28 protein-coding genes and 1 riboswitch are annotated in these 22,079 nt (G+C 30.3%); of the genes, 3 read left to right on the top strand and 25 right to left on the bottom strand.

Translation table 11 applies throughout. The features are described 5' to 3' along the window. Positions 1-36 precede the first annotated feature (36 nt). The 9 genes from KA814_RS05075 to KA814_RS05035 form a co-directional block, all read right to left on the bottom strand. Complete coding sequence (locus KA814_RS05075; RefSeq protein WP_064208920.1) at positions 37-924, bottom strand: polyprenyl synthetase family protein; 888 nt, start codon at positions 922-924, stop codon at positions 37-39. Then, complete coding sequence (locus KA814_RS05070; protein ID WP_103161483.1) at positions 911-1,156, bottom strand: exodeoxyribonuclease VII small subunit; 246 nt, start codon at positions 1,154-1,156, stop codon at positions 911-913. Before KA814_RS05070 ends, KA814_RS05075 begins: the two co-directional genes overlap by 14 nt. Further along, positions 1,146-2,486 (bottom strand): exodeoxyribonuclease VII large subunit, encoded by a 1,341-nt coding sequence (gene xseA, locus KA814_RS05065; protein WP_064208918.1) that lies wholly within the window; start codon positions 2,484-2,486, stop codon positions 1,146-1,148. Before xseA ends, KA814_RS05070 begins: the two co-directional genes overlap by 11 nt. 14 nt (positions 2,487-2,500) lie before the next feature. After that, on the bottom strand, positions 2,501-2,887 hold the full coding sequence (gene nusB / locus KA814_RS05060) for a transcription antitermination factor NusB (RefSeq protein ID WP_046208188.1): 387 nt from the start codon (positions 2,885-2,887) through the stop codon (positions 2,501-2,503). A 112-nt stretch (positions 2,888-2,999) separates the two neighbouring features. Then, positions 3,000-3,362 (bottom strand): Asp23/Gls24 family envelope stress response protein, encoded by a 363-nt coding sequence (locus tag KA814_RS05055; protein WP_046208187.1) that lies wholly within the window; start codon positions 3,360-3,362, stop codon positions 3,000-3,002. Positions 3,363-3,383: 21 nt separating this feature from the next. Further along, entirely contained in the window at positions 3,384-4,733 is a 1,350-nt protein-coding gene (gene accC / locus KA814_RS05050; RefSeq protein WP_046208186.1) for an acetyl-CoA carboxylase biotin carboxylase subunit, read from the bottom strand. Continuing rightward, positions 4,733-5,206 (bottom strand): acetyl-CoA carboxylase biotin carboxyl carrier protein, encoded by a 474-nt coding sequence (gene accB / locus KA814_RS05045; RefSeq protein ID WP_046208185.1) that lies wholly within the window; start codon positions 5,204-5,206, stop codon positions 4,733-4,735. Before accB ends, accC begins: the two co-directional genes overlap by 1 nt. Before the next feature lie 255 nt (positions 5,207-5,461). Beyond that, positions 5,462-6,019, bottom strand: a complete 558-nt coding sequence (gene efp, locus KA814_RS05040) for an elongation factor P (RefSeq protein WP_046208184.1) — start codon at positions 6,017-6,019, stop codon at positions 5,462-5,464. Between the two features lie 27 nt (positions 6,020-6,046). Continuing rightward, positions 6,047-7,105 carry a M24 family metallopeptidase gene (locus tag KA814_RS05035; protein ID WP_046208183.1) on the bottom strand — a complete coding sequence of 353 codons (1,059 nt, stop codon included), beginning with the start codon at positions 7,103-7,105 and terminating at the stop codon, positions 6,047-6,049. A 103-nt stretch (positions 7,106-7,208) separates the two neighbouring features. Between KA814_RS05035 and KA814_RS05030 the strand changes: the two genes are divergently transcribed. Both KA814_RS05030 and KA814_RS05025 read left to right on the top strand, forming a co-directional pair. Further along, complete coding sequence (locus tag KA814_RS05030) at positions 7,209-7,790, top strand: hypothetical protein (protein ID WP_046208182.1); 582 nt, start codon at positions 7,209-7,211, stop codon at positions 7,788-7,790. 27 nt (positions 7,791-7,817) lie between these two features. Beyond that, positions 7,818-8,033 carry an SA1362 family protein gene (locus KA814_RS05025; RefSeq protein WP_046208181.1) on the top strand — a complete coding sequence of 72 codons (216 nt, stop codon included), beginning with the start codon at positions 7,818-7,820 and terminating at the stop codon, positions 8,031-8,033. A gap of 107 nt (positions 8,034-8,140) precedes the next feature. On the opposite strand, the gene KA814_RS05020 is transcribed toward KA814_RS05025, so the two are convergent. Further along, entirely contained in the window at positions 8,141-8,971 is an 831-nt protein-coding gene (locus tag KA814_RS05020; RefSeq protein ID WP_046208180.1) for a lipoate--protein ligase family protein, read from the bottom strand. Between the two features lie 172 nt (positions 8,972-9,143). On the opposite strand from KA814_RS05020, the gene KA814_RS05015 reads away from it, so the two are divergent. Next, positions 9,144-9,530 carry a rhodanese-like domain-containing protein gene (locus KA814_RS05015; protein WP_046208179.1) on the top strand — a complete coding sequence of 129 codons (387 nt, stop codon included), beginning with the start codon at positions 9,144-9,146 and terminating at the stop codon, positions 9,528-9,530. A gap of 352 nt (positions 9,531-9,882) precedes the next feature. Here the strand turns inward: KA814_RS05015 and gcvPB are convergent, their stop codons facing one another. The 15 genes from gcvPB to KA814_RS04940 all read right to left on the bottom strand — a co-directional run bounded on the left by gcvPB (position 9,883) and on the right by KA814_RS04940 (position 22,070). Beyond that, positions 9,883-11,358, bottom strand: coding sequence for an aminomethyl-transferring glycine dehydrogenase subunit GcvPB (gene gcvPB, locus KA814_RS05010; protein ID WP_064208917.1), 1,476 nt, complete (start codon positions 11,356-11,358; stop codon positions 9,883-9,885). Beyond that, positions 11,345-12,697: an aminomethyl-transferring glycine dehydrogenase subunit GcvPA gene (gene gcvPA / locus KA814_RS05005; protein ID WP_064208916.1), complete on the bottom strand. Its 1,353-nt coding sequence runs from the start codon at positions 12,695-12,697 to the stop codon at positions 11,345-11,347. Before gcvPA ends, gcvPB begins: the two co-directional genes overlap by 14 nt. A gap of 17 nt (positions 12,698-12,714) precedes the next feature. Further along, positions 12,715-13,806: a glycine cleavage system aminomethyltransferase GcvT gene (gcvT, locus tag KA814_RS05000; protein ID WP_064208915.1), complete on the bottom strand. Its 1,092-nt coding sequence runs from the start codon at positions 13,804-13,806 to the stop codon at positions 12,715-12,717. 73 nt (positions 13,807-13,879) lie between these two features. Next, positions 13,880-13,976: riboswitch (glycine riboswitch) on the bottom strand. Continuing rightward, a complete protein-coding gene (locus KA814_RS04995; RefSeq protein WP_264291762.1) occupies positions 13,963-14,529 on the bottom strand; it encodes a shikimate kinase in 567 nt (188 codons plus the stop codon). Its footprint overlaps the riboswitch before it by 14 nt. A gap of 122 nt (positions 14,530-14,651) precedes the next feature. Next, on the bottom strand, positions 14,652-15,095 hold the full coding sequence (locus tag KA814_RS04990) for a ComGF family competence protein (protein ID WP_064208913.1): 444 nt from the start codon (positions 15,093-15,095) through the stop codon (positions 14,652-14,654). Next, positions 15,073-15,366: a hypothetical protein gene (locus KA814_RS04985; protein ID WP_064208912.1), complete on the bottom strand. Its 294-nt coding sequence runs from the start codon at positions 15,364-15,366 to the stop codon at positions 15,073-15,075. Before KA814_RS04985 ends, KA814_RS04990 begins: the two co-directional genes overlap by 23 nt. Further along, complete coding sequence (gene comGD, locus KA814_RS04980; RefSeq protein ID WP_081254260.1) at positions 15,347-15,787, bottom strand: competence type IV pilus minor pilin ComGD; 441 nt, start codon at positions 15,785-15,787, stop codon at positions 15,347-15,349. The genes KA814_RS04985 and comGD overlap by 20 nt, the downstream gene beginning before the upstream one ends. Further along, positions 15,777-16,094 (bottom strand): competence type IV pilus major pilin ComGC, encoded by a 318-nt coding sequence (comGC, locus tag KA814_RS04975; RefSeq protein WP_046208171.1) that lies wholly within the window; start codon positions 16,092-16,094, stop codon positions 15,777-15,779. The genes comGD and comGC overlap by 11 nt, the downstream gene beginning before the upstream one ends. Before the next feature lie 19 nt (positions 16,095-16,113). Then, the gene (comGB, locus tag KA814_RS04970; RefSeq protein ID WP_064208911.1) at positions 16,114-17,181 is read right to left on the bottom strand and encodes a competence type IV pilus assembly protein ComGB; all 1,068 of its coding nucleotides are present in this window, start codon (positions 17,179-17,181) and stop codon (positions 16,114-16,116) included. Beyond that, positions 17,153-18,127, bottom strand: a complete 975-nt coding sequence (gene comGA, locus KA814_RS04965) for a competence type IV pilus ATPase ComGA (protein ID WP_210122684.1) — start codon at positions 18,125-18,127, stop codon at positions 17,153-17,155. The genes comGB and comGA overlap by 29 nt, the downstream gene beginning before the upstream one ends. 59 nt (positions 18,128-18,186) lie before the next feature. Beyond that, positions 18,187-18,810 (bottom strand): MBL fold metallo-hydrolase, encoded by a 624-nt coding sequence (locus KA814_RS04960; RefSeq protein WP_046208168.1) that lies wholly within the window; start codon positions 18,808-18,810, stop codon positions 18,187-18,189. Positions 18,811-18,812: 2 nt separating this feature from the next. Then, on the bottom strand, positions 18,813-19,136 hold the full coding sequence (locus tag KA814_RS04955; protein ID WP_064208909.1) for an MTH1187 family thiamine-binding protein: 324 nt from the start codon (positions 19,134-19,136) through the stop codon (positions 18,813-18,815). Beyond that, entirely contained in the window at positions 19,136-20,122 is a 987-nt protein-coding gene (locus KA814_RS04950; RefSeq protein WP_210122683.1) for a glucokinase, read from the bottom strand. The genes KA814_RS04955 and KA814_RS04950 overlap by 1 nt, the downstream gene beginning before the upstream one ends. Positions 20,123-20,428: 306 nt before the next feature. Then, on the bottom strand, positions 20,429-20,635 hold the full coding sequence (locus KA814_RS04945; protein WP_064208907.1) for a YqgQ family protein: 207 nt from the start codon (positions 20,633-20,635) through the stop codon (positions 20,429-20,431). Then, positions 20,619-22,070: a rhomboid family intramembrane serine protease gene (locus tag KA814_RS04940; RefSeq protein ID WP_064208906.1), complete on the bottom strand. Its 1,452-nt coding sequence runs from the start codon at positions 22,068-22,070 to the stop codon at positions 20,619-20,621. The genes KA814_RS04945 and KA814_RS04940 overlap by 17 nt, the downstream gene beginning before the upstream one ends. Positions 22,071-22,079 lie beyond the last annotated feature (9 nt).

Below are 22,079 nucleotides of genomic sequence, written 5' to 3'. Positions count from 1 at the left end.
TTTTATAAAATCTGTAAAAACAGAATCTACGTCTGATTATGATTCTCTATAATTGAATAATTCTACGATATATTTTAGATTACTTGTGTCATATTGTTCAGGTAAACGAGCTAAACACGCATATGCAGATTCAGTATGTGATTTCAGCTTATCTTCTGCCCCGTTTTGACCTAATAATGAGACGTAAGTACTTTTATCACTTTCAAGATCACTACCTGTAGATTTACCTAGTTTCGCTTCGTCTCCATAAATATCTAATAAATCATCTTTTATTTGGAACATTAATCCTAAATGTTCACTAAATTTTTCTAATAAATTAGCTACACTTGGTTCAGCCTCGGCAATATCAACAGCTGCCATTACTGCAAATTTTAATAGCGCACCTGTCTTAGCTTGATGGATATGTTCTAAAGTATTTAGGTCTACCGAAGATCCTTCACCTTCACTTTGCATATCGAGTGTTTGACCACCTACCATACCTAAATGTCCACTTGCAGATGATAAGCGTTTAATCAGTTTTATTTTGACATTATCTTTCAGTTTGTCGTCGTTAACAATGATATCAAATGCTTTAGTGAGTAATGCATCACCTGCTAGTATTGCTTTCCATTCACCGTAGACTTTATGATTTGTCAATTTACCTCTTCGATAATCATCATCATCCATTGCAGGCAAATCATCATGAATAAGAGAATACGTATGTACCATTTCTAATCCAAGTGCTGAAGCGTAACCAAGTTTATAATCTGATGCTAGCATTTCCAATGTTAATAAAAGTAAAACAGGTCTAATTCGTTTGCCGCCTGCTTCTAACGAATATCTCATGCTATGTTCTAAATCTGTATTCAGTGATGAATTCGGAATTGAATTTTGTAATAATTCATTAATTTCGTCAGTTAAATTGTCTATTTTATGATTCATCATGATTTTCTTCCTTTTCAGTTTCTTCATCGCCTTCAACATTTTCTTCAGACATCAATTCGTTCACTTTTTTTTCAGCATTTTTCAATGTTTCATCACAATTTGCTGATAATGTCATACCTCTTTGGTATAAGTTTAAAGATTCTTCTAAAGAAACATTTTCATTATCTAGTTTTTGAACTATACTTTCTAATTCTTTCATCATTTCTTCAAAACTTTGTGATTTATTCGTCATCATTACACCTTACTTTCATAACTTGTGCATCAACAGAACCGTCTTTCATCGTTAATACAATATTATCATTTTCAGCTAAATCGCTAGTACTAGTAACTATTTTATCTTGCTTGTTCACAATTGTATAACCACGTAACATTGTATTGGTTGGACTAAGATTATTCAAATTCTCTATTTTATTAGTTAAATTATTTCTTTGTTTTACAATAAGATGATTCATTAATTTTACAAGATTCGTTTGTTTTTGATTGATAGTTGTTTGTTCTCTTTGAATATTTTGTTTGAAATGTTTTAAGTTGAAACTTTGTTTTATTAACTCTAGCTTTTGCTTATGTTGATTAACTTTAAAAGTAACAGCTAAATTAAGCTGTTTCTCTAAGTCATCCCGTTTTTGAATCTGTTGATCATATAACAAGGTTGGTGTTTTAAATTTGTAATATGAAGCAACGTGTTCTAAATACTGCTTTTGATGTTGAATCTGTTGTTTCATAAACCTGGTTAAAGAAAGTTTTTGTTGTTGAATATATTGCCTCAATTCATATTGATCAGGTGTTGCCATCACTGCTGCTTGTGTAGGTGTAGCAGCACGTGCATCTGCTACAAAATCACTAAGCGTAAAGTCTGTTTCGTGGCCTACTGCTGATATGATTGGCGTTTCACACGCATAAATCGCTTTGACAACATCTTCTTCGTTGAAGTTCCATAAATCTTCTATAGAACCACCACCACGACCAATGATTATAGTATCTACATTTAAATCATCAGCTTGTTTTATTTTTTCAATGATATCATACTTAGCCTGCTCACCTTGTACTAAAGTGTTGATTTGTATTTGTTCAACTAAAGGATATCGACTATTAATAGTAGTATGGATATCTCTAATCGCTGCACCCGTGCCTGCAGTCAGCACAGCGATTTTTTTAGGAAACTTAGGAATAATCTTTTTATGGTTTTGATCAAAATAACCATCTTTAGTTAATTTCTTTTTTAACTGTTCTAATTTTTGATATAAATTACCAATACCATCTATATGCATTTTATTAACATAAATTTGATAATTACCACGTCTTTCATATACAGAAACACGCGCTTCTAACAAAACTTCATCACCCTCTTTAGGTTCGAAGTCAATTTTTGAAGCATTTCCTTTAAACATCATTGCACTGATGACACTATTATTATCTTTAACATTAAAATAGAGATGACCACTACTATGTTTTTTAAAGTTAGAAAGTTCACCTTTAAGCAAGACAGTCTGTAAGTGCGGATCTTGATCAAATTTATATTTAATATATTTAGTTAAAGCTGAAACGCTTAAATAATCTGACATATTATATCACTCTTTTACTCAATATTACTCAACACACCATTGATAAACTTATAATGTTCATCATCACTGAATTGTTTTGCTAATTCAACCGCTTCATTGATAATTACTTTTTGTGGCGTTTCACTATTTAGTAATTCATAAGTTGACATTCTTAAAATAATTCGGTCAGATTTCAATAATCTATCTATTGTCCAATCTTTTAAATGTGGTGCAATTTTATTATCTAATACAGATTCATGATCTTTTACGCCTGTAACTAGCCAATTAATAAAATCAAACTCTAAATCAGGATTATCATCTTTAATAAAACTAATTGCTTCATCAATCGTTAAATCACTATTTTTCATTTCTAATTGAAATAGTGTTTGAAAGGCTTGTGTTCTTGATTCTTTTCGACTCATTATAAACTCCTTTTAGCATTGTACGCTTTATGACTAATATAAAATAGAATTTTGTTAATCTCTTGATTATAGAACTCAGTTTTATGACCGCATTAAAGTCAAAGTGCTATATTTAATTTGTAGATACGATATGTGTAATGTGAACATTAATTTGACTTGGTATGATCGTTGTCATCGTAGATATTGAATTGTATATGGCATTTTGTATTTTTCTTGCTGTTTCTGAGATATTAATATCATATGAAAATGAGCAATATACATCAATATGAATACCATCATCTTTAGTATCTACTTTAATACCACGTGCCAATTGTTTTTTTGTAATTTTCTCAACACTTAAGTCCTTTATTTCTTTAAAGTGACCTTCTAAGCCTTTTACTTCTGAGGTTGCTATACTTGCAATAACAGTCAAAACCTCAGGTGCAATTTCTATTTTTCCTAAATTGGAATGTGATGATTCTGTTACTTTGACCATTTCACAAACCTCCTATTTAGTTTATTCATCCATTATGTTATAAGTTTCTAAGAAATTAGTATTAAATTCACCACTTCTAAATATATCGTTATTTAGTAGGCGAATATGAAATGGAATTGTAGTGTCAATGCCTAATACTAAATATTCACCTAACGCTCTCAATCCTGTCATAATTGCTTCATCTCTTGATGGTTCATGAACAATTAATTTTGCTACCATAGAATCATAGTATGGAGGGATTGTATAATTAGTATAACATGCTGATTCAATTCTTACGCCAAAACCACCCGGTGCTAGATATTGTGTGATTTTACCTGGTGAAGGCATAAAGTTTTTATAAGGATTTTCAGCGTTAATTCTAAATTCAATTGCATGTCCTTTGATTTCAATATCTTTTTGTGTGAATGGTAACTTTTCACCCATCGCTACTTTAAGTTGTAGTTTTACTAAATCAATACCAGTTACCATTTCTGTAACTGGATGTTCTACCTGAATACGTGTATTCATTTCCATAAAATAAAATTCATGCGTGTTCAAATCATAAATAAATTCAATTGTTCCAGCGTTTTCATAATTTACAGCTTTTGCTGCTCTTACTGCTGCATTACCCATTTCTTGCCGTTTAGCATCGTTTAAGATTGGTGACGGTGCTTCTTCTACAAGTTTTTGCATACGTCTTTGTATGGTACAATCACGCTCACCTAGATGGATGACATTACCATAACTGTCTCCAATTACTTGTATTTCGATATGTCTAAAGTTTTCAATAAATTTTTCAAGATATAATCCATTGTTACCAAAAGCAGTTTCTGCTTCTTGTTGAGTCATTTTGAAGCCAGTTTCCAATTCTTTTTCATCACGTGCAACACGTATACCTTTGCCACCACCGCCTGCAGTAGCTTTGATAATGACTGGATATCCTATATCTTTTGCAATTTTCTTCGCTTCTTTAATATCTTTAACTAACCCTTCACTTCCAGGAACTACAGGAACCTCAGCGCGTTTCATTTCTTCTTTAGCGACATCTTTGATACCCATTTTTTGTATGGACTCATAACTTGGGCCAATAAATTTAAGTTGACATGCTTCACAAAGTTCAGCAAAATCACCGTTTTCTGCTAGAAAACCATATCCAGGGTGAACCCCATCACATCCTGTTGAAGTCGCGATAGATAAAATATTAGGGATATTTAGGTAAGAATCTTTAGATTGAGTGGGACCGACACAATATGCTTCATCAGCAATTTGAGTATGTAATGCGTCTTTGTCTCCTTCAGAATATATTGCCACAGTTTGTAAACCTAAATCGTGACAGGCTCGAATAATTCTTACAGCAATTTCCCCTCTATTTGCAATTAAAATTTTATTCATTATTTCACCTTAAATAACGGTTGGCCATACTCTACCATTTGACCGTCTTCTACTAGTATTTCAGTAATTTCCCCTGTGACTTCTGCTTGTATTTCATTAAATAATTTCATAGCTTCCAAAATACATACTGTTGATTCGTTTGAAACAGAATCTCCTATTTGAACATATGGACTTTCCTCTGGTGAAGGTGATTTATAAAATGTGCCAACCATTGGTGCATTGATTGTTTTTAAATTGTCATTTTCTTGGGAAGCACTTGTATCATCAGAACTTTGTGTATCAAGTTGATTTGAAACAGCTGGTTGTTGTGGTGCAATCTGTTGCATCGGTTGTTGTGAAACTTGAGGTGTGATAATCTCAGTTTCTTTTTCTTTTTTTAAGTTAACTATATTCCCTTTATCTTCTATATTTATTTCAGTCAAGCTAGATTGATCAAGAATTTCAATTAATTCTTTAATTTCTTTAAAATTCATAAATACTGACTCCTTCAGATTGTTTTCATTTACCTAGTTTATTTTACTTTAGTGAAATGTTCAATTCAAGCATATACATATTTTCTATTATAACTCATTAACTTTTATAGTTAATCAATAATTAACTATAGTTTTGTGTCAAAACGGTTTTCCGTCTTTACGCAAATAATAAAAGCCCTTCCATTTAAAGTAAGTGGAAAGGCTTCTAAAATAATTTGCAAATGCTGTCATCAAGTGGTGAGTGTCACTGATGAATTAAGCTCTTGACACGTAACTTCCATCGCTTGTGTTAATTACTAAAGTATCTCCTTCATTAACAAATAATGGTACATTTAGTGTATAACCTGTTTCAACAGTCGCAGATTTTGTTGCACCAGTAGCAGTATCACCTTTAATACCTGGTTCTGTTTCTGTTACTGTAAGCTCAACGTTTTTTGGCAATTCAATACCTAAAGTTTCATTTTCATAACTTTGAATTTGAACTTCCATATTTGCTTTTAAGAAATTTAATTCATGTTCTAAGTAATCAGCAGGTAATTCAATTTGATCAAATGTTTGGTTATCCATGAAAACGTGTGTATCACCATCGGCGTATAAATATTGCATGCGACGATTTTCAATCATAGCAGTTTCAACTTTTTCTCCGCCTCTAAATGTCTTCTCTTGGATCGCACCTGTTCTTAAGTTACGTAATTTTGAACGTACAAATGCAGCACCTTTTCCTGGTTTTACGTGTTGGAAATCTAAAACTTTCCAAATACCATTATCTACAGAAATTGTTAAACCTGTTTTAAAATCATTAACCGAAATCATTCAGTTTCCTCCTTAATATAAGGTCTTCTATAAAATAATAAGGTCTTTAGACGATTTAGTAAAGCGTTCGCAACCATTTTCGGTAATTAATATATCATCTTCAATACGTACGCCACCAATTCCATCTAAATATATACCGGGTTCAATTGTAACACAATTATTTAATTCTAATGGAGATTCAGATTTTTTAGATAAATTTGGACCTTCATGTACGTCTAATCCTATACCATGCCCTAATGAATGGCCAAAAGCCTCACCGTATCCTTTTTCGGTAATATAATCTCTTGCTACTGCATCAAGTTCTCTACCAGTCATTCCTTGTTTAGCTGCTTCAATTCCTTTTAAATTTGCTTGTAATACAATGTTATATATTTCTTTTAATTGGGCATCTGGTTCGCCAATAGCAAAAGTACGGGTAATATCTGAGGCATATCCATTGTAATAAGCTCCATAATCCAAGGTAATTAATTCTCCTTGATTGATGACTTTATCACTTGCTACACCATGTGGAAGTGCTCCTCTCACTCCAGAAGCAACAATAGTATTAAAAGATGGTCCTTCTGAACCTAATTCGAGCATTTTACTTTCTAATTTTGCTTTTAACTCAAGTTCTGTCATTCCAGCTTTAGCAACTGTTAAAATATACTCATAAGCATCATCAACAATTTGAGCAGCTTTTTGAATATTTGCTATTTCTTGTTCATCCTTGACTTCTCTTATTCTCTCAATTAAACCAGAAATACTTATTAAACTGATATATGATTTACTTAATTGTAAATAAGTATCATAGCTTACTAAATTACCTTCAAAGCCAACATTTTGCACATTTAAGTCTTCTAGTGTGGATTTTATAGATTCTATCAGTTGTCCCTGTTGCTTAATCACTTTAAAACCAGCAGCTTGATCAGTTGCTTGCTCTATGTATCTAAAATCAGTAAGCAATAGTTTTTCGCTATTTGTAATAATCAATGCACCACTGGTTCCAGTAAATCCAGATAAGTATCTTCTATTATAATCAGATAAAACGATAATTGCTTCCAAATGTTTTGTCTTTAGAGCAGATTTTAACTTTTCAATTCTATTCAACAGTAATCACCCTATTCAATAAATTTGTACATTTCCAATATATACATTAAAATGATAGCATAATTAGTGTACAAATTTATAGTTTTTGAATTAGGAGAGAGTTATGAAGAAAAAATTATTCGCTATTTTATGCGCTTCGTGTTTACTCGCCGGATGTGGAAGCCAAAATTTAGGCCCATTAGAAGAGAAAACAACAAAATTACGTGACGAAAATCATAAATTAAAAAGTGATATACAAGACTTAAAACTTGAAATAAAAGAAGAAAAAACAAATATTACTGCATTAGAAAAAGATAAAAATAATATCAAGAATGCGAAAAGTAATAAAAAGAAATTAAATCATATTAAGGCGTCTTCTGAATATTATCAAGATGTCGCAAAAGCAATTGGTGATTATAATGATATTGAAGACGAAGTCTCAAAAAATAAGCAGAGCGAAAAAGTTCAAAATAAATTAACCGATATTACTAATAAAATTGATAGTGCATTTACTACATATAAAAGTAAAATTGATAAAGATAAAATGAATGACGAAGATAAGAAGAAACATAAAAATATTACTAAATTAAACAAGTCATTAGATTCTGCCATGAGTGATATAAGGGATGGTTATAACGAGAAAGATAAGAAAAAACTTAATAAAGGGCAAACTACTTTATCAAAAGTGAGCATAAGCAATGAGTAATGTGACATATAAATAGGAGTGTGTATTTTGAAACAAGCAATATTTTATATCGTAATCGCAATTGCATTAGTTGGTTTAATACTTAACTTAGATGCGTTCTTATTTAGTTTTGTAAGAATGGCTATCAGTTTAGCAATTTTTGCAGGTATCATTTATTTAATTTATTATTTTTTCTTTTTAACAGAAGATCAAAGAAAGTATAAACGTGCCCAAAGAAAATATAGAAAAAGGCATAAAAAATAATAAAAATTAGGTTCTGAATATTTAACATTATTGAATAAATTAAAGCATTTACCCAACAATTAAATTCAAAAATTGTTGGGTAAATGCTTTTTTTATAGCGAATTTAATTATTTTCTATAAGTCCATTCTGATGATTGGTACTTATTAATTAATGCGTCAACTTCTGCGTTTTGCTGAGCAGTCAATTCTAAAGGTTTTAAATTGATATTTAATCCTTTTTTGAATCCACTTTCGAATGCTTGTTCCATTTCATCTAAAGTGATGTAGCGATCAGATATATCATTAATTGCTACTGCTTTATCGACAAAAGCTTGCTTCATTTTCTCTTTCAAACGGTCATTTTTAAATATAAACATATCAAATAAATCATCAATATCTATATCTTGTAACAATGAACCATGCTGCAGAATCACACCCTTTTGTCTCATTTGGGCACTACCTGCAATTTTGCGTCCTTCTACGACTAATTCATACCAACTGGAAGCATCAAAACAAACCGCACTTCTTGGTTGTTTTAATTTAGACCGTTCTTCTTTAGTTCGTGGGATAGCAAATGAAGCATTAAAACCTAATGTTTTGAATCCTTCAAGTAGCCCTTCAGAAATGACCCTATATGCTTCTGTAACTGTTTTGGGCATGTTTGGATGTGATTCCGGTACAATAACACTATAAGTTAATTCTTTGTCATGCAAGACACCTCTGCCACCTGTTTGTCTTCTAACAAGGCCATAACCTTTATCTTTCACCTTGTCTATATCAATTTCTTTCGTTAATCTTTGAAAGTAACCAACTGAAAGTGTAGCTGGATCCCATGTATAAAATCTAATTACTGGATCAATTTCACCTCTAGATACAAAATTTAATAACGCTTCATCCATTGCCATATTATAAAATGGATCATTACTACCTGTATTGATAAAATGCCATGTTTCAGTCACAATCAAAACTCCATTCATTAAAATTAAATTGTGATAACATCTAATTTGTGTTATCGTTTTCAATAATTGTACAAAAATGTCAGTTTACGTAATTATCATGATAAAAATATTTTGATAATTTGTGCTAACAGTCTTATAATATATAATATCGGTTAATTAGGGAGGATGCAAGATGAGTAATTTTTGGTTTATAGCTTTAGCAATTTTAATAATAATCATCGCATATATGTTGTTCAATAGATATTTGAACAAAAAAGCGGTAACAGAATTAAACCAAAATGAATTCCATAATGGTTTGCGAAAAGCTCAAGTGATTGATGTAAGAGAAAAAGTAGATTATGATTATGGTCATATTAATGGTGCCCGTAACATCCCAATCACAATGTTTAAGCAAAGATATCAAGGCTTGAGAACAGATCAACCTATCTATCTTTGTGATGCGAATGGTATTGCCAGTTATCGTGCCGCTAGAATCTTAAAAAAGAATGGTTATAAAGATATATTCATGCTTAAAGGCGGATATAAAAAATGGACTGGTAAAATCAAATCAAAAAAATAAATGAATAAGTTAACATTTTAAAATTGGGCTGTTAGTTAAATAACTAGTAGCTCAATTTTTTATATAATTAAAAAATTTAAATTTATGATTTGCTAAATATTATAAATAAACTGTTTTGAATGAATTTAAATACATGGTGAAAGGCAGTGATTTTATAATATTTCCAAGTAAATTCACACAATTAACTTCATAAGATTTATAGAGAATAAAGGGCCAATCCATTTTAATACGGATTAGCCCTTTGTTCTCTATATGAGGTTTATATCAAGTTATTAATTTTTAATTGAATTGAATGCTTCATACATAATTTGATTATCAATTCAAAAAATCCTTTAACATGTCATTTTAAAAGTTATTTTTCTGATCTTAAATGCTCAAATTTTAATACTGGTTGACGAGCAGCTTTTGTTTCGTCTAATCGATCAATAATCGTTGTATGAGGTGCTTCTAAAACTTTATCGGGATTTTCTTTTGCTTCATTCGCAATTTCGATCATTGTGTCACAGAAATAATCTAAAGTTTCTTTAGATTCTGTTTCAGTAGGTTCAATCATCATGCCCTCTTCTACATTTAATGGGAAATAGATAGTAGGTGGGTGTACACCAAAGTCAAGTAAACGTTTAGCCATATCTAGTGTTCGTACACCATATTCTTTTTGTTTTGAGCCACTTAAAACAAATTCATGTTTACAATATTGTTCATAAGGAATTTCAAAATGTTCTTTTAATCTTGCTTTAATATAGTTTGCATTTAGTACTGCTGCTTCTGAAACTTCTTCAAGTCCTTTATTACCCATAGTTCTAATATATGTGTATGCTCTTAAATAAATACCGAAGTTACCATAAAATGGTTTGACACGTCCGATTGAATGCTCGATATTATTATCGTATTTATACACATCATTTTCTTTAATTACCATTGGTTTTGGTAAGAAACTTGCAAGTTCTTTTTTAACACCAACTGGTCCTGAACCAGGTCCGCCACCACCATGCGGTCCAGTAAATGTCTTGTGTAAATTTAAATGAACAGCATCAAAGCCCATGTCTCCAGGTCTAACTTTGTCCATGATTGCATTTAAGTTGGCACCATCATAATACAATAATCCACCAACTTCGTGTACAATATTGCGAATATCCATGATGTTTTGTTCAAAAATACCTAGCGTATTTGGATTCGTAAGCATAATTGCAGCTGTGTTTTCGTTGACAAGGCGTTTTAAATCTTCTATATCAACTTCTCCACGTTCATTTGACTTCACTGTAACAGCTTTAAATCCAGCAAATGCCGCTGAAGCAGGGTTTGTACCATGTGCAGAATCAGGAACGATGACTTCGTTACGATGTCCTTCACCATTTTTTTCATGATAAGCTTTAAAAATCATCAGTGCTGTCCATTCTCCATGTGCACCAGCTGCTGGTTGTAAAGTGACTTCATCCATACCAGTTATCTCTTTGAGTTCTTCTTGTAAGCTATGAATAATTTCTAGCGAACCTTGTACTTGAGATTCATCTTGTAGTGGATGTGATTCAGCAAAACCAGGTATTCTAGCTATTTTTTCATTTACTTTTGGATTATATTTCATGGTACATGAACCTAATGGATAAAATCCTGAATCAACACCAAAGTTTTTATTTGATAATTCTGTATAATGACGCACTAAATCTAGTTCTGCCACTTCGGGAAATTCAGCTTTGTTTTTTCTAATAAATTTGTCATCTAATAGCTTGTTAACTGCTCCATTATCAATTTCTTTTTTAGGTAAAGAATACGCGTAACGACCTTCTTTAGAACGTTCAAAAATTAATGGACTAGATTTACTTACTGCCATTTATTTCACCTGCTTTCTTAACAAATGTATCAATTTCATCTTTAGTTCGTAATTCTGTAACTGCAATCAACATATGATTGTCGAAGTTTTCTCCTATTTCACTTAAATCAAATCCGCCTATTATGTCTTCTTGAATTAAAGCATCGTTTACATCTTTAACTGGTTTATCGAATTTTACTACAAATTCATTAAATGATGTGCCATTGCTAACTTCAAATCCTTGTTGCTTAAATTGTTCTTTAGCATAGTTTGCATTCTCAAAATTTTGAACTGCAATGTCGTAAATACCTTGTTTTCCTAAAGCAGACATACAAATTGATGAAGCCAATGCATTTAATGCTTGGTTTGAACATATATTTGATGTTGCTTTATCACGTCTAATATGTTGTTCACGTGCTTGAAGTGTCAACACAAAACCACGGTTTCCATCTTGGTCTTCGGTTTGTCCAACAAGTCTACCAGGTGTTTTTCTCATGAGTTTTTTAGTAGTAGCAAAGAAGCCACAATGTGGACCGCCAAACTGTGTTGGAATACCAAATGGTTGTGTATCTCCAACTACAATATCTGCACCAAAACTACCTGGTGGTGTCAATAAGCCTAGTGCGATTGGGTTTGTATAAACAATAAATAATGCTTTTTTATCTTCGATATATGACTGTATTTTCTCTAAATCTTCAATTGAACCATAAAAGTTTGGATATTGGACTGCAACTGCAGCAGTATCATCATCAATAGCATTTTCAAGTTTTTCTAAATCTGTAATTGTGCCATCTAAATCAACTTCAACAACTTCAAATTCTTCACGTGTTTTTACATATGTGTGTAAGACTTGTAATGCTTGATAATGCATGCCTTTTGAAACGACAATTTTATTTTTACGCGTTTGATTAAATGCTAAAATGCAAGCCTCTGCAAAACTTGTCATACCATCGTACATAGATGAGTTTGCAATATCCATATCTGTTAATTCACAAATTAAAGTTTGAAATTCAAAGATAGCTTGTAATTCACCTTGTGAAATTTCAGGTTGATAAGGTGTATATGCAGTATAAAATTCAGAACGCGAAATCATTGCATCTACTACTGCTGGGGCATAATGATCATAAACGCCTGCACCTAAAAACGAAGTATGTGTTTCTTTAGTAATGTTTTTACTAGCAATTTTATTAAGTCTTTTTGTTAATGTGGTTTCAGATTCAGCATCGGGAATAGCTAACTCTCTGTTTAATAAAATATCTTTTGGAACATCTCCAAATAATTCGCTGATCGATTCAGCACCAATTGTCTCTAGCATTTCATTTTTATCTTTATCTGTTAATGGAATATAACGATGACTCACGGTAACACCCCTTTAAATTATTTACTGATTTGATTTTTCTTCACAATTTTTGCTTTTGCTTGTCTTTTTCTAATTTGAATAATAATCTCTTTGCCCATTTCAAATGCATCTCTATCAATTATAGCTAAACCAATTGATTTACCAGTTAATGGAGATTGTGTGCCTGAAGTAACTTCTCCAATTTCATTTCCATCGATATCATAAACAGTGTAACCTGTTCTTGGAATTCCTTTATCAATCATTTCTATGCCAACTGTTCTTCTTTTAGAACCGTTTTCTTTTTGATCTTTCAACACTTTTTTACCTATAAAATCGGCATCAATTAATGGTTTAGCAGCAAATGCAATTCCCCCTTCATATGGTGTAATTGATTCACTTAAGTCTTGTCCATGAAGTGGTAAACCAGCTTCTAATCTTAATGTATCTCTTGCACCAAGACCACAAGGTTCTACGTCAAATTCTAATATTGAATCCCATAAAAATGGTGTATCATCTGATTTACAATAAATTTCAAATCCATCTTCACCTGTGTAACCAGATTGGGATAATATTACGTTTTTACCAAAGAATTCAACATCTTGTAAGAATTCAAAAGGAGACATTTCTGATATATTCTGTTTCACATGCTTTTGAACAAAATCACGTGCATTTGGACCTTGTATAGCTAATTGACCATAATCTGTTGATACATTTAAGACTTCAGCATCAAAATTTTCAGATTGTTTTTTCATCCATTCAAAGTCTTTATCTGTGTTTCCAGCATTTACGACTAATAAATATGCTTTTTCACTGAGTTTATAGGTGATTAAATCATCGATGATACCGCCTTGCTCGTTACACAATGCTGTATATTGCGCCTTTGTTGTGTCTAAATTGTCAGTGTCATTTGAAAGCAAGTATTGTACTAATTGATCTGCTTCAGAACCTTTTATTAAAATTTCACCCATGTGACTTACATCAAATAAGCCCATATTAGTTCTTACAGCATTATGTTCTTCTTTAATACTTGAAAATTGAACTGGCATAGCCCAACCACCAAATTCAACAATTTTTGCACCGAGATCCACAAAGTTTTGATAAAGTGGTGTGCGTTTTAATTCATTTACCATTGCTAAACCCCCTATTAATATATTAAAAAAGACAGAGTAGACTAAGCCTACCCTGTCAATAAATCCAGGAATGCGTCTCAGTATTATCCTTTTGCCTGAGAGTTTCGTTAAACTTGCACCTTCGGCGATGGTTATATAAATGATTAACCATTCTCTCTAATACTGGTCATTCGCTTTCATCGTTTCCAATATTTTTTTATATGTAACTGGAAGCGACTTATTACTATTCACTTTGATGAATGCGATTTCATTATATCTTGAAACTCTAGTTGAATACAAGCTTTTTAATTTAAAAAACGGTTTATTATTCGCATTGGGTCTATTACTATCATTTTTAATTCTATCGTATAGAATTTCTATGTCGCAATCTAACCATATAACATGTTTTTGTTCTTTTAATAAGTTAAATGCATCATTGCCTTCGATGATACCCCCGCCTGTAGCAATGACGTCAAATTGGTTCGCACATTTTTTTAAATACTTAAACTCTAAATTGCGAAATCCTTTTTCACCTAATTGTTCAAAAATTTCTGGTATTGTTTTTCCTTCTTGTTGCACTATAAATTCATCTAAATCTACAAAACTTAATTGATTGTTTTGTGCAATATATTTTCCTAATGTTGTTTTTCCTGTCCCCATAAAACCTATTAAAATAAGTGGTGTGTTAATTTTATTATTCAAAAATATCTTCCTTTTGTAATTGTAATTTAATTTGTTTATCATAATATGATTCAATGTTATCAAGCGTTTTTAGTTGAAGATTAAATCGAGAAGTATATATTGCTATTAGTGATAAATATAGCATATAAATAACCATCACAAAAGGGTATATATACCCTTTCATATTAGAATTGAACTGCCTTTTCAAAGGAACCCCCTGTATAATACATTTTCAATTTTAATTTTAAATGCTTATTTTTTAGTAATATAAATTGCGCATTTTTTACATTGTTTAATAAGGTAATGTTTCCTGTGTTATTTACAGTTTTAATAATCTTATTATTTTTAAACTCGTACCTTATAATATTTTTCCTTATGTTAATTTTTAAAATACGGCCGCTTTTATCAATTTCAAGTGCTTTTGAATTGTTTTGTAACATTGCTTCAGTTATGTCTCTTGAAAAAAATTCTATATCAATTGATGATTCTAAATTAGATTGATTCTTTGTTGGAACGATTGATTTATATAATAGAGGTAGCATAGTAAATATTAATATAGTTATAAATAATGTAAATAATACTTCGATGTAAGTAAAGCTGGAATATTTACTTGTGAAAACATTTTTCATTATTATTATCCTTTGTTTTTATGCATAAATTAGAATTAGTTAATTTTATTTTATAACCGTCAATATTTACGCCGTTTATTAAACGCTCACTATCATTATATTTCAAAGCTAATAATATGATTCTTTTCATACTTATGTTTTCAATTTTATCATTAAAAGTATGATTTAATTGTAAAAGCATAGGCAAAAATACACTACACATTATAAGCATGCAAGTAAAAGCGATATATGCATCCATAAGTATACTACCGTTAATGTTTAATTTTTTCATATCTTAATCTTCCTTTTTCAATATGAAATATTAGTTTGAAAATTTCATTATCAACTGAAAGTGAGACACTACCAAATTTATTTATATTACCTTTATTGTTAAATGTTAAATATTTTATATTACTTTTAGGATGTACAAATGTATTTGGTGGAAATAGTATATCTTTGTTTTCAATTGACTGTTCTCTAACTATAATTTTATTTGAATAGTCGTTAAATATAAGTGTTATAGACTTATCATCTTTTATTGCTTTAGATTTTAAATAATTGAGTTGAGTGATTAAATTATTCATAAAATTATTGTTCGCATTATTTTTTTTATCATTAATAGGTATATGATTGACTTGAACAATTAATAAGATACTAATAATAACCATAACCATTAACATCTCGATATATGTAAATGCTTTACTAGTTTGCAATTACTTCACCATTGTTAATTGTGATAGTAGCACCTGATTTACAATTTTTTTGGTTTTCTTTAATATAGCCATCCGCAATCAATTCATCTATAGATTGTGGTTTTTTATTATGTTTTAAAGTATATGCTTCAACTTGACTTTCAATCATTTTTATTTGGGCATCACAACCTGTACTTTGAATATGTGAAGATTGTTTTGCAATATTGGGTATAATCAATATCAGTAATAAACTGATAATTAAAAGTACGAGGAGCATCTCAATTAAAGTAAAAGCACGTTTATTAAAAAATTGTTTTATTTTATTCATTAAAAGCCTCCAAATCTTATTATTTGATCGTTTGCATTAGATCAAACATAGGTAACATAATCACTAAATATAGCGCAATGATTAAGATGCCTAGCATTAAAAATATAGCTGGTTGTATAAAATTAATTAATCGTTGCAGATAACGTTCAATTTTTGTAAATATAATTTCACTATATAATTTTAATTCTATGTCTAGCTTTCCTATCTTTTCGCCTTCCTCAATAAAGTTAATCAAGCCTTCTTCAAAACAGGAAATCTTTTTTAATATTTCACTTAACTTATAGCCATTTTGTGTACCTGTTGCCAATTTTCTAGCAAGATAAATTAAATATGAGTCATTTTTTTGTTTAGAATAAATATCAACGATTGATTGTAAGTTCACACCATTCTTATAAAACAATGCAAATTCAGTAGAAAGTCTATAAGTTTTATAAAATTTGAAAAAAGTACGTAAAATCGGGATTTTTAATATAATTTTGTACTTTAAGTTAATGGGTAGTTTTTTTGTAGATATATAAAATAAGTAAGAAAAAATTAAGCAGATAAATAAAATAATAAAAAGTGTTCTAGGTAAATATATTAATAAAGATGATAAAATTAATTGTGTTTTTGAAATTTCAACATCAAAGCTATTATAGAGAGATTGAAATTCAGGTATAATAGTATGATTTAAAATGATTAACATACCTATAAAAATTGTAATTAATAGCAAAGGGTATTGAAGTGTTTTTAGTAGTTGTAGCTTTGCTTTGTTATTTCGAATTAAATAGTCTTGGGCATGTGGTAATGTTGATGTGAGTTCACTGAATAACTCTGAAAAATATATTAGCATGATAATAATTTTGGGATATTTTAGTAACAATAATATTTCGTAACATTGTGCGCCTTGATCTAGACGAGTATTAATCTGAGTCACTATTTTTGGTGCTTTTATTGTTAAGTGTTGTAGTAAAAATTTAAATGATGCTGATAATGTGAATCCATGCTGAAGTAAATCATGTAATCTTTGAAGTAATTCAATTTGGTTTTTTTCACTGATAATCATAAATCGTGGTGAACTAAAGATATCTATTAAGTGTTTCTTCACAAATTTCCCCTTCTTTTGCCATTTCATGCAATTTATACGACAAATTTTTGAATGTGTTTGGAAGTGTAAGTTGATTTTCAAAATAAAATGCTATATCTTCTCGAGTTAATTGTTCATAAATTAAAGAACGTTCATCTTTTGAGGTGTTTACTAATCTCTGATTGATAATACTTAATACCGTCTGTCGTAGTTCTTGAATACTTATACCCATTTCTAATAATCTACTCAATGCGCCCTTACAATTATTTGAATGTATCGTTGAAAGTACTAAGTGACCACTTAAACTTGCATGAATAACTTGTTTAGCAATCATAGCATCTCTGATTTCACCAATAAGTATAATATCTGGATCACATCTTAAAATCGCCTTGAATGAATTAGCATAATTAATCCCTGCTTTTTCATTAATAGAAACTTGTGTTATACCTTCAACCAAACGTTCTACAGGGTCTTCTACAGTAATTATATTAACATTTAATTTTTCCTTTGCGTGCACTATCAGTTGATACATTAGCGTACTTTTGCCAGACTCAGTAGGTCCACTAAACAGTATTAAACCTTGTTTTTTATGGACTAGTTTAAATAATTGATTTATACTAAGTGCTTTTGCTGAACTTTGAAAATATTGAGGTATAATTCTCACTACGCAACTTTCAAATCCAAGAGATAAAGGTAAAGTTGAAACTCTTAAATAGTATAATTGTTTAAGTTTGTAAGCGTATCTTCCACTTTGTGCGGTGCTGTGTGTTGATACATCTAAACCTGCTTGATATTTCATATATGTGAGCAACTTCCTATAAATATTGACTTCTATCGTTTCTATAGTGTTTAAATATTCTTTTTTTCTAAATTTAATGTATACCTTTTTGTGGTTTGGAATAAAGTGTACATCTGATACATTTTCCTTAATCGCTTTATCAATGATATTTTTAAAGAGTAACTTCAAAAAAACACCTCCTACAATAATACACGTAGGAGGTGTTAATATTACTTTATGAAATAAAACTAACCATGCAAATATGGATTAAGTTGTTCGTCTTCTATCGTTGTATATGGCCCATGTCCTGGAAATAATGGTAAGTCATCCTCTAATTTGAACAATTTATCTAATATAGAGTCAACCAAAGTTTCATAATCGCCTTTATATAAGTCAGTTCTTCCTATACCTTGATAAAACAAAGTATCTCCAACTACAGCAAAATCATCAAATATAAAAGATAAACTACCAGGGGAATGTCCAGGTGTATGAAGTACTTTAAATTTAAAGCCCTCAATTTCCATAGAGCCTTCATCAATTTTTTGTGGTGATACATGACTAATGACAGGTGTTAATCCATATTGTTTAAACTTTTGTGAACCATTTTTTTCTGTATTAGTTAAAAAATCGAACTCACTAGGATGCATATAAACAGGCACATTAAATTTATCAACGATTTGATCTAAAGCCCCGATATGGTCAAAATGTGCATGTGTTAATAATACTGCAATGACAGGTTTATTAATTTGATTTAATTTTTTTATAATTAATTCATAATCAGCCGCTGGATCTACTAAAATCACATTCTTATCATTTTCAATAAAATAAGTATTCGTTTTAACTAAGCCCAATGCTAAACTAGATATTTGCATTGTTAGTGACCTCCACTATCTAAATGATTTTCAACAGATTTTAGTTTGTCATTCATTTTTCGAGATTTGTCTCTTCGATCGTCAATTCTTATATTAGTACAAACTCTATCAATACCTTTATCAAATGGTAATTCATGGATTGCTTGAACGACTTCAAATAAATCTTTTAAATCTCCCTCAATCAAAGTATTCATTGGTGTCAATTGATAATCAATTTTACCTTGTGCTTTAAATTCTTTTAATTTTGTTTGTATCTCAGCAATATACTTACTAACACTTGGTCCTTCCGTACCCACAGGTATAACTACTACATCTACTATAGCCATTATTTCACACCTTCCTTTTCAATTATATAAGTATAAATTAAACCAGCAGCACCAGTAATGCCCGCATCATTGCCTAGTTTAGCTTGAACGATTTCTGTACCTTGTTGTGCTGGTGTAAAAGTTAGATTATGGTACTCTGTTTTTATATTTTCTATTAATATTAAACCAGCAGTTGACATTCCTCCGCCTAAAACAATATATTTAGGATTACTTGTTACGCTGATAATACTGCACAAATATGCAATATAATTAGCCACGCGTTCTGTAATAAAGATACAGAATTGATCTCCAGCTTTTGCAGCATCAAATACTGCTTTCGCGGTAACTTCATTATCTTTTATTAATTGAAGTATCGAAGATTTAAACGTTAATTTAGGGTAATAAAAATTCACTAAATTGACAACGCCGGTCGCAGAAGCAACGGTTTCAATACAACCTGATTTCCCGCAATTACATTTAAAGCGTTTGTCATGGTCAACTCTAAAATGACCAATTTCAGCACCAGAGCCATTATGACCATGTACAATCTCTCCATTAGAAATAATACCGCCTCCAAGGCCAGTGCCTAATGTAATTGCAACCACATCGTCTGCGCCATGTCCTGCCCCTTTATGCTTTTCACCTAATGCTGCAACATTGGCATCGTTATCAACATAAACTGGACAGTCTACAAATTGTTGGAAAATTTCTCTGACATTAACTGTTTCTTTCCAATATAAGTTAACGGCACCATTCACTTCACCTGTTTCAAAATTCACTGGTCCTGGTATACCTATACCAATACCTAAAACATCTGAAAAAACAAATTCTGAATTATCAACATGTTCAACGAAAGATTCATAAACATTTTTCAAAAGTGCATAACCTGTAACATCTGACGTATCAGTTTTTATAGACCATTTTTCAATTCGTTCTAATTGTTCGTCGAATATACCTAGCTTACAAGTTGTACCACCAATATCTGCTGCTAAGATAATTTTTTTCATGTATTTTATTCATCCTTCTCTTATTTTTAAGGAATGCTAAATTGAATCCTTGTTTCGTCAATAGACGATTTTAACGATTAACGTGTCAACATAGTAGTCTTTTTCCTTAAAATATATTTTTCTCTGTATAAAACATATATATCTATATTAATATTTTTCATTTCATAAATGCAATGATAATGAATATAAAGATACATTATATCAGCACTTGCATGATTGCTGTTATTTAGTTTCAATATTTTATCACTTTATTTTGGTAGATATCTATAATGTCAGTAACTACATTTTCATAAAACTTTCGTAAAATCAGTGTTCATTTTTTCTTTGACTAATCACTAATTTGGACTTAATATAATCATCTTTAGAAATTAAATTATAGGAATATAGTGAATGAAGCTCTTGTTCCATCATTTCATAAACATCATTTTTATCCTTAAAATATATAATAAAACCAAATTTTTTTAAAAGTTGTTGAACATCATAAAAAGTATTAATCTCATGAATCACTGTCATCGCTCAATTCTTTATTTAAATTTATATAATCATTATTTGTTGGATCTAATTTCAAAGCGGACTTAATGTATTTTCTTGCTTTATCTTTGTTATCGATGGATCTATTTGCAACCGCTAGTTGGTAATTTAATAATGCAGAATCTGGGAAGTTTCTTAAACCTCTTTCCCATGTTGCCATACCCTCTGATTTTGAATCAGTTGTCGCATTAATTAGTCCTTTTAGGTAGTATGTTTCATCATCAGCATAACTTTTATTCACCGTATGTTGTACCATATCTTCAGCACTTTTATAATTGCCATTTTTCATTTCTTTTTCAATGATTGTATTATAAATATTATCTTCTTGAATCGTAAAAATCCTAATTTGTGCTGCAATAAATAAAATAATCATTACAATTAGAAAAAACCAGAATTTATTTTGATTAATTCTAAAATAATATCCTATAAGTGTTATCAATAAACCACCAATAAATCCACCAACATGTGCTACAATATTTACATTTTGCATTAGTAATGAAACGCCAATTAGGACGAAAAGAACAATTAGCAATTGACCAATCAACTTTTGGTTAAATTGTTTACCAATATACATAAAAGCGAAAATGGCACCTATCAGACCAAATATAGCACCGCTTGCACCAACGGAGACGGTGTCTGTATTAAAAGATAATGAAGCAAAATTACCAAACAAACCAGAAACAAAATAAATAATTAAAAATCTCCAATGCCCAACGATAGATTCTACTATTTTTCCAAAAATAAATAAACTTAGCATATTCATTAATATATGTTCAAAGTTATAATGTAAAAATATGGATGTAATGAGTCTGTACCATTCTCCGTGGACAACATTAAAATGTACAAGACCCCCAACATCTAAAAGTTTTAAATCAGAAAATCGATTTAACAATAATACCATCGAAAGCCAGATAATAATATTAATTATTATTAATAAATATGTAACTGGTGCAAATTTTAGCATATGTTTTTCAATAGGATTATTATTTAATGCTCTTTGTTTATAAAAACCTTTTGTATGGTTCGCATCGCGATTAAACACAAACTTCACAAAAAAGTTGGGCATTATTTGATCTATATGCTCTTTTTGACGTAAAATTTTCACTTTGAATTTAACTGATTTTAGCTCATCTAAATTTTCATTTGTAAATGTTTTATCGGTATAAATATATAAATTATAATTATGGGGTTTGAAACCTAAAAATGTAATTATATCTTCTTCATGGTCTTGGATTCTACTTTTATCAAATCTTACTTCTTGTGTAGAATTAGCACCAAATTTAAATATTGCAACGGATTGCTTTCTTTTATTTGCAAGCCAAACTTCAGTATCATCTTGATTACGATGCACAACTTGATAATTTAAATATTTTATCCAAGTATAAATTGACTTCCAAAAATGCTTTTCTGTAATCATTTTTCCCTC

Origin of the sequence: Staphylococcus sp. GDY8P196P (assembly GCF_017891705.1) — a bacterium.
Taxonomy (GTDB): Bacteria; Bacillota; Bacilli; order Staphylococcales; family Staphylococcaceae; genus Staphylococcus; species Staphylococcus ureilyticus.
Note: the sequence above shows the minus strand (reverse complement) of the source record. Positions and strands in the feature narration are given on the sequence as shown.

Excerpts from the sequence above, each read along its gene's own strand:
- KA814_RS05075 (WP_064208920.1), bottom strand. The coding sequence starts at position 924 with ATGATGAATCATAAAATAGACAATTTAACTGACGAAATTAATGAATTA.
- KA814_RS05070 (WP_103161483.1), bottom strand. The coding sequence starts at position 1,156 with ATGACGAATAAATCACAAAGTTTTGAAGAAATGATGAAAGAATTAGAA.
- xseA (WP_064208918.1), bottom strand. The coding sequence starts at position 2,486 with ATGTCAGATTATTTAAGCGTTTCAGCTTTAACTAAATATATTAAATAT.
- nusB (WP_046208188.1), bottom strand. The coding sequence starts at position 2,887 with ATGAGTCGAAAAGAATCAAGAACACAAGCCTTTCAAACACTATTTCAA.
- KA814_RS05055 (WP_046208187.1), bottom strand. The coding sequence starts at position 3,362 with ATGGTCAAAGTAACAGAATCATCACATTCCAATTTAGGAAAAATAGAA.
- accC (WP_046208186.1), bottom strand. The coding sequence starts at position 4,733 with ATGAATAAAATTTTAATTGCAAATAGAGGGGAAATTGCTGTAAGAATT.
- accB (WP_046208185.1), bottom strand. The coding sequence starts at position 5,206 with ATGAATTTTAAAGAAATTAAAGAATTAATTGAAATTCTTGATCAATCT.
- efp (WP_046208184.1), bottom strand. The coding sequence starts at position 6,019 with ATGATTTCGGTTAATGATTTTAAAACAGGTTTAACAATTTCTGTAGAT.
- KA814_RS05030 (WP_046208182.1), top strand. The coding sequence starts at position 7,209 with ATGAAGAAAAAATTATTCGCTATTTTATGCGCTTCGTGTTTACTCGCC.
- KA814_RS05015 (WP_046208179.1), top strand. The coding sequence starts at position 9,144 with ATGAGTAATTTTTGGTTTATAGCTTTAGCAATTTTAATAATAATCATC.
- gcvPB (WP_064208917.1), bottom strand. The coding sequence starts at position 11,358 with ATGGCAGTAAGTAAATCTAGTCCATTAATTTTTGAACGTTCTAAAGAA.
- gcvT (WP_064208915.1), bottom strand. The coding sequence starts at position 13,806 with ATGGTAAATGAATTAAAACGCACACCACTTTATCAAAACTTTGTGGAT.
- KA814_RS04995 (WP_264291762.1), bottom strand. The coding sequence starts at position 14,529 with ATGATAAACAAATTAAATTACAATTACAAAAGGAAGATATTTTTGAAT.
- KA814_RS04990 (WP_064208913.1), bottom strand. The coding sequence starts at position 15,095 with ATGAAAAATGTTTTCACAAGTAAATATTCCAGCTTTACTTACATCGAA.
- KA814_RS04985 (WP_064208912.1), bottom strand. The coding sequence starts at position 15,366 with ATGAAAAAATTAAACATTAACGGTAGTATACTTATGGATGCATATATC.
- comGC (WP_046208171.1), bottom strand. The coding sequence starts at position 16,094 with ATGAATAAAATAAAACAATTTTTTAATAAACGTGCTTTTACTTTAATT.
- KA814_RS04960 (WP_046208168.1), bottom strand. The coding sequence starts at position 18,810 with ATGCAAATATCTAGTTTAGCATTGGGCTTAGTTAAAACGAATACTTAT.
- KA814_RS04955 (WP_064208909.1), bottom strand. The coding sequence starts at position 19,136 with ATGGCTATAGTAGATGTAGTAGTTATACCTGTGGGTACGGAAGGACCA.
- KA814_RS04950 (WP_210122683.1), bottom strand. The coding sequence starts at position 20,122 with ATGAAAAAAATTATCTTAGCAGCAGATATTGGTGGTACAACTTGTAAG.
- KA814_RS04945 (WP_064208907.1), bottom strand. The coding sequence starts at position 20,635 with ATGACAGTGATTCATGAGATTAATACTTTTTATGATGTTCAACAACTT.
- KA814_RS04940 (WP_064208906.1), bottom strand. The coding sequence starts at position 22,070 with ATGATTACAGAAAAGCATTTTTGGAAGTCAATTTATACTTGGATAAAA.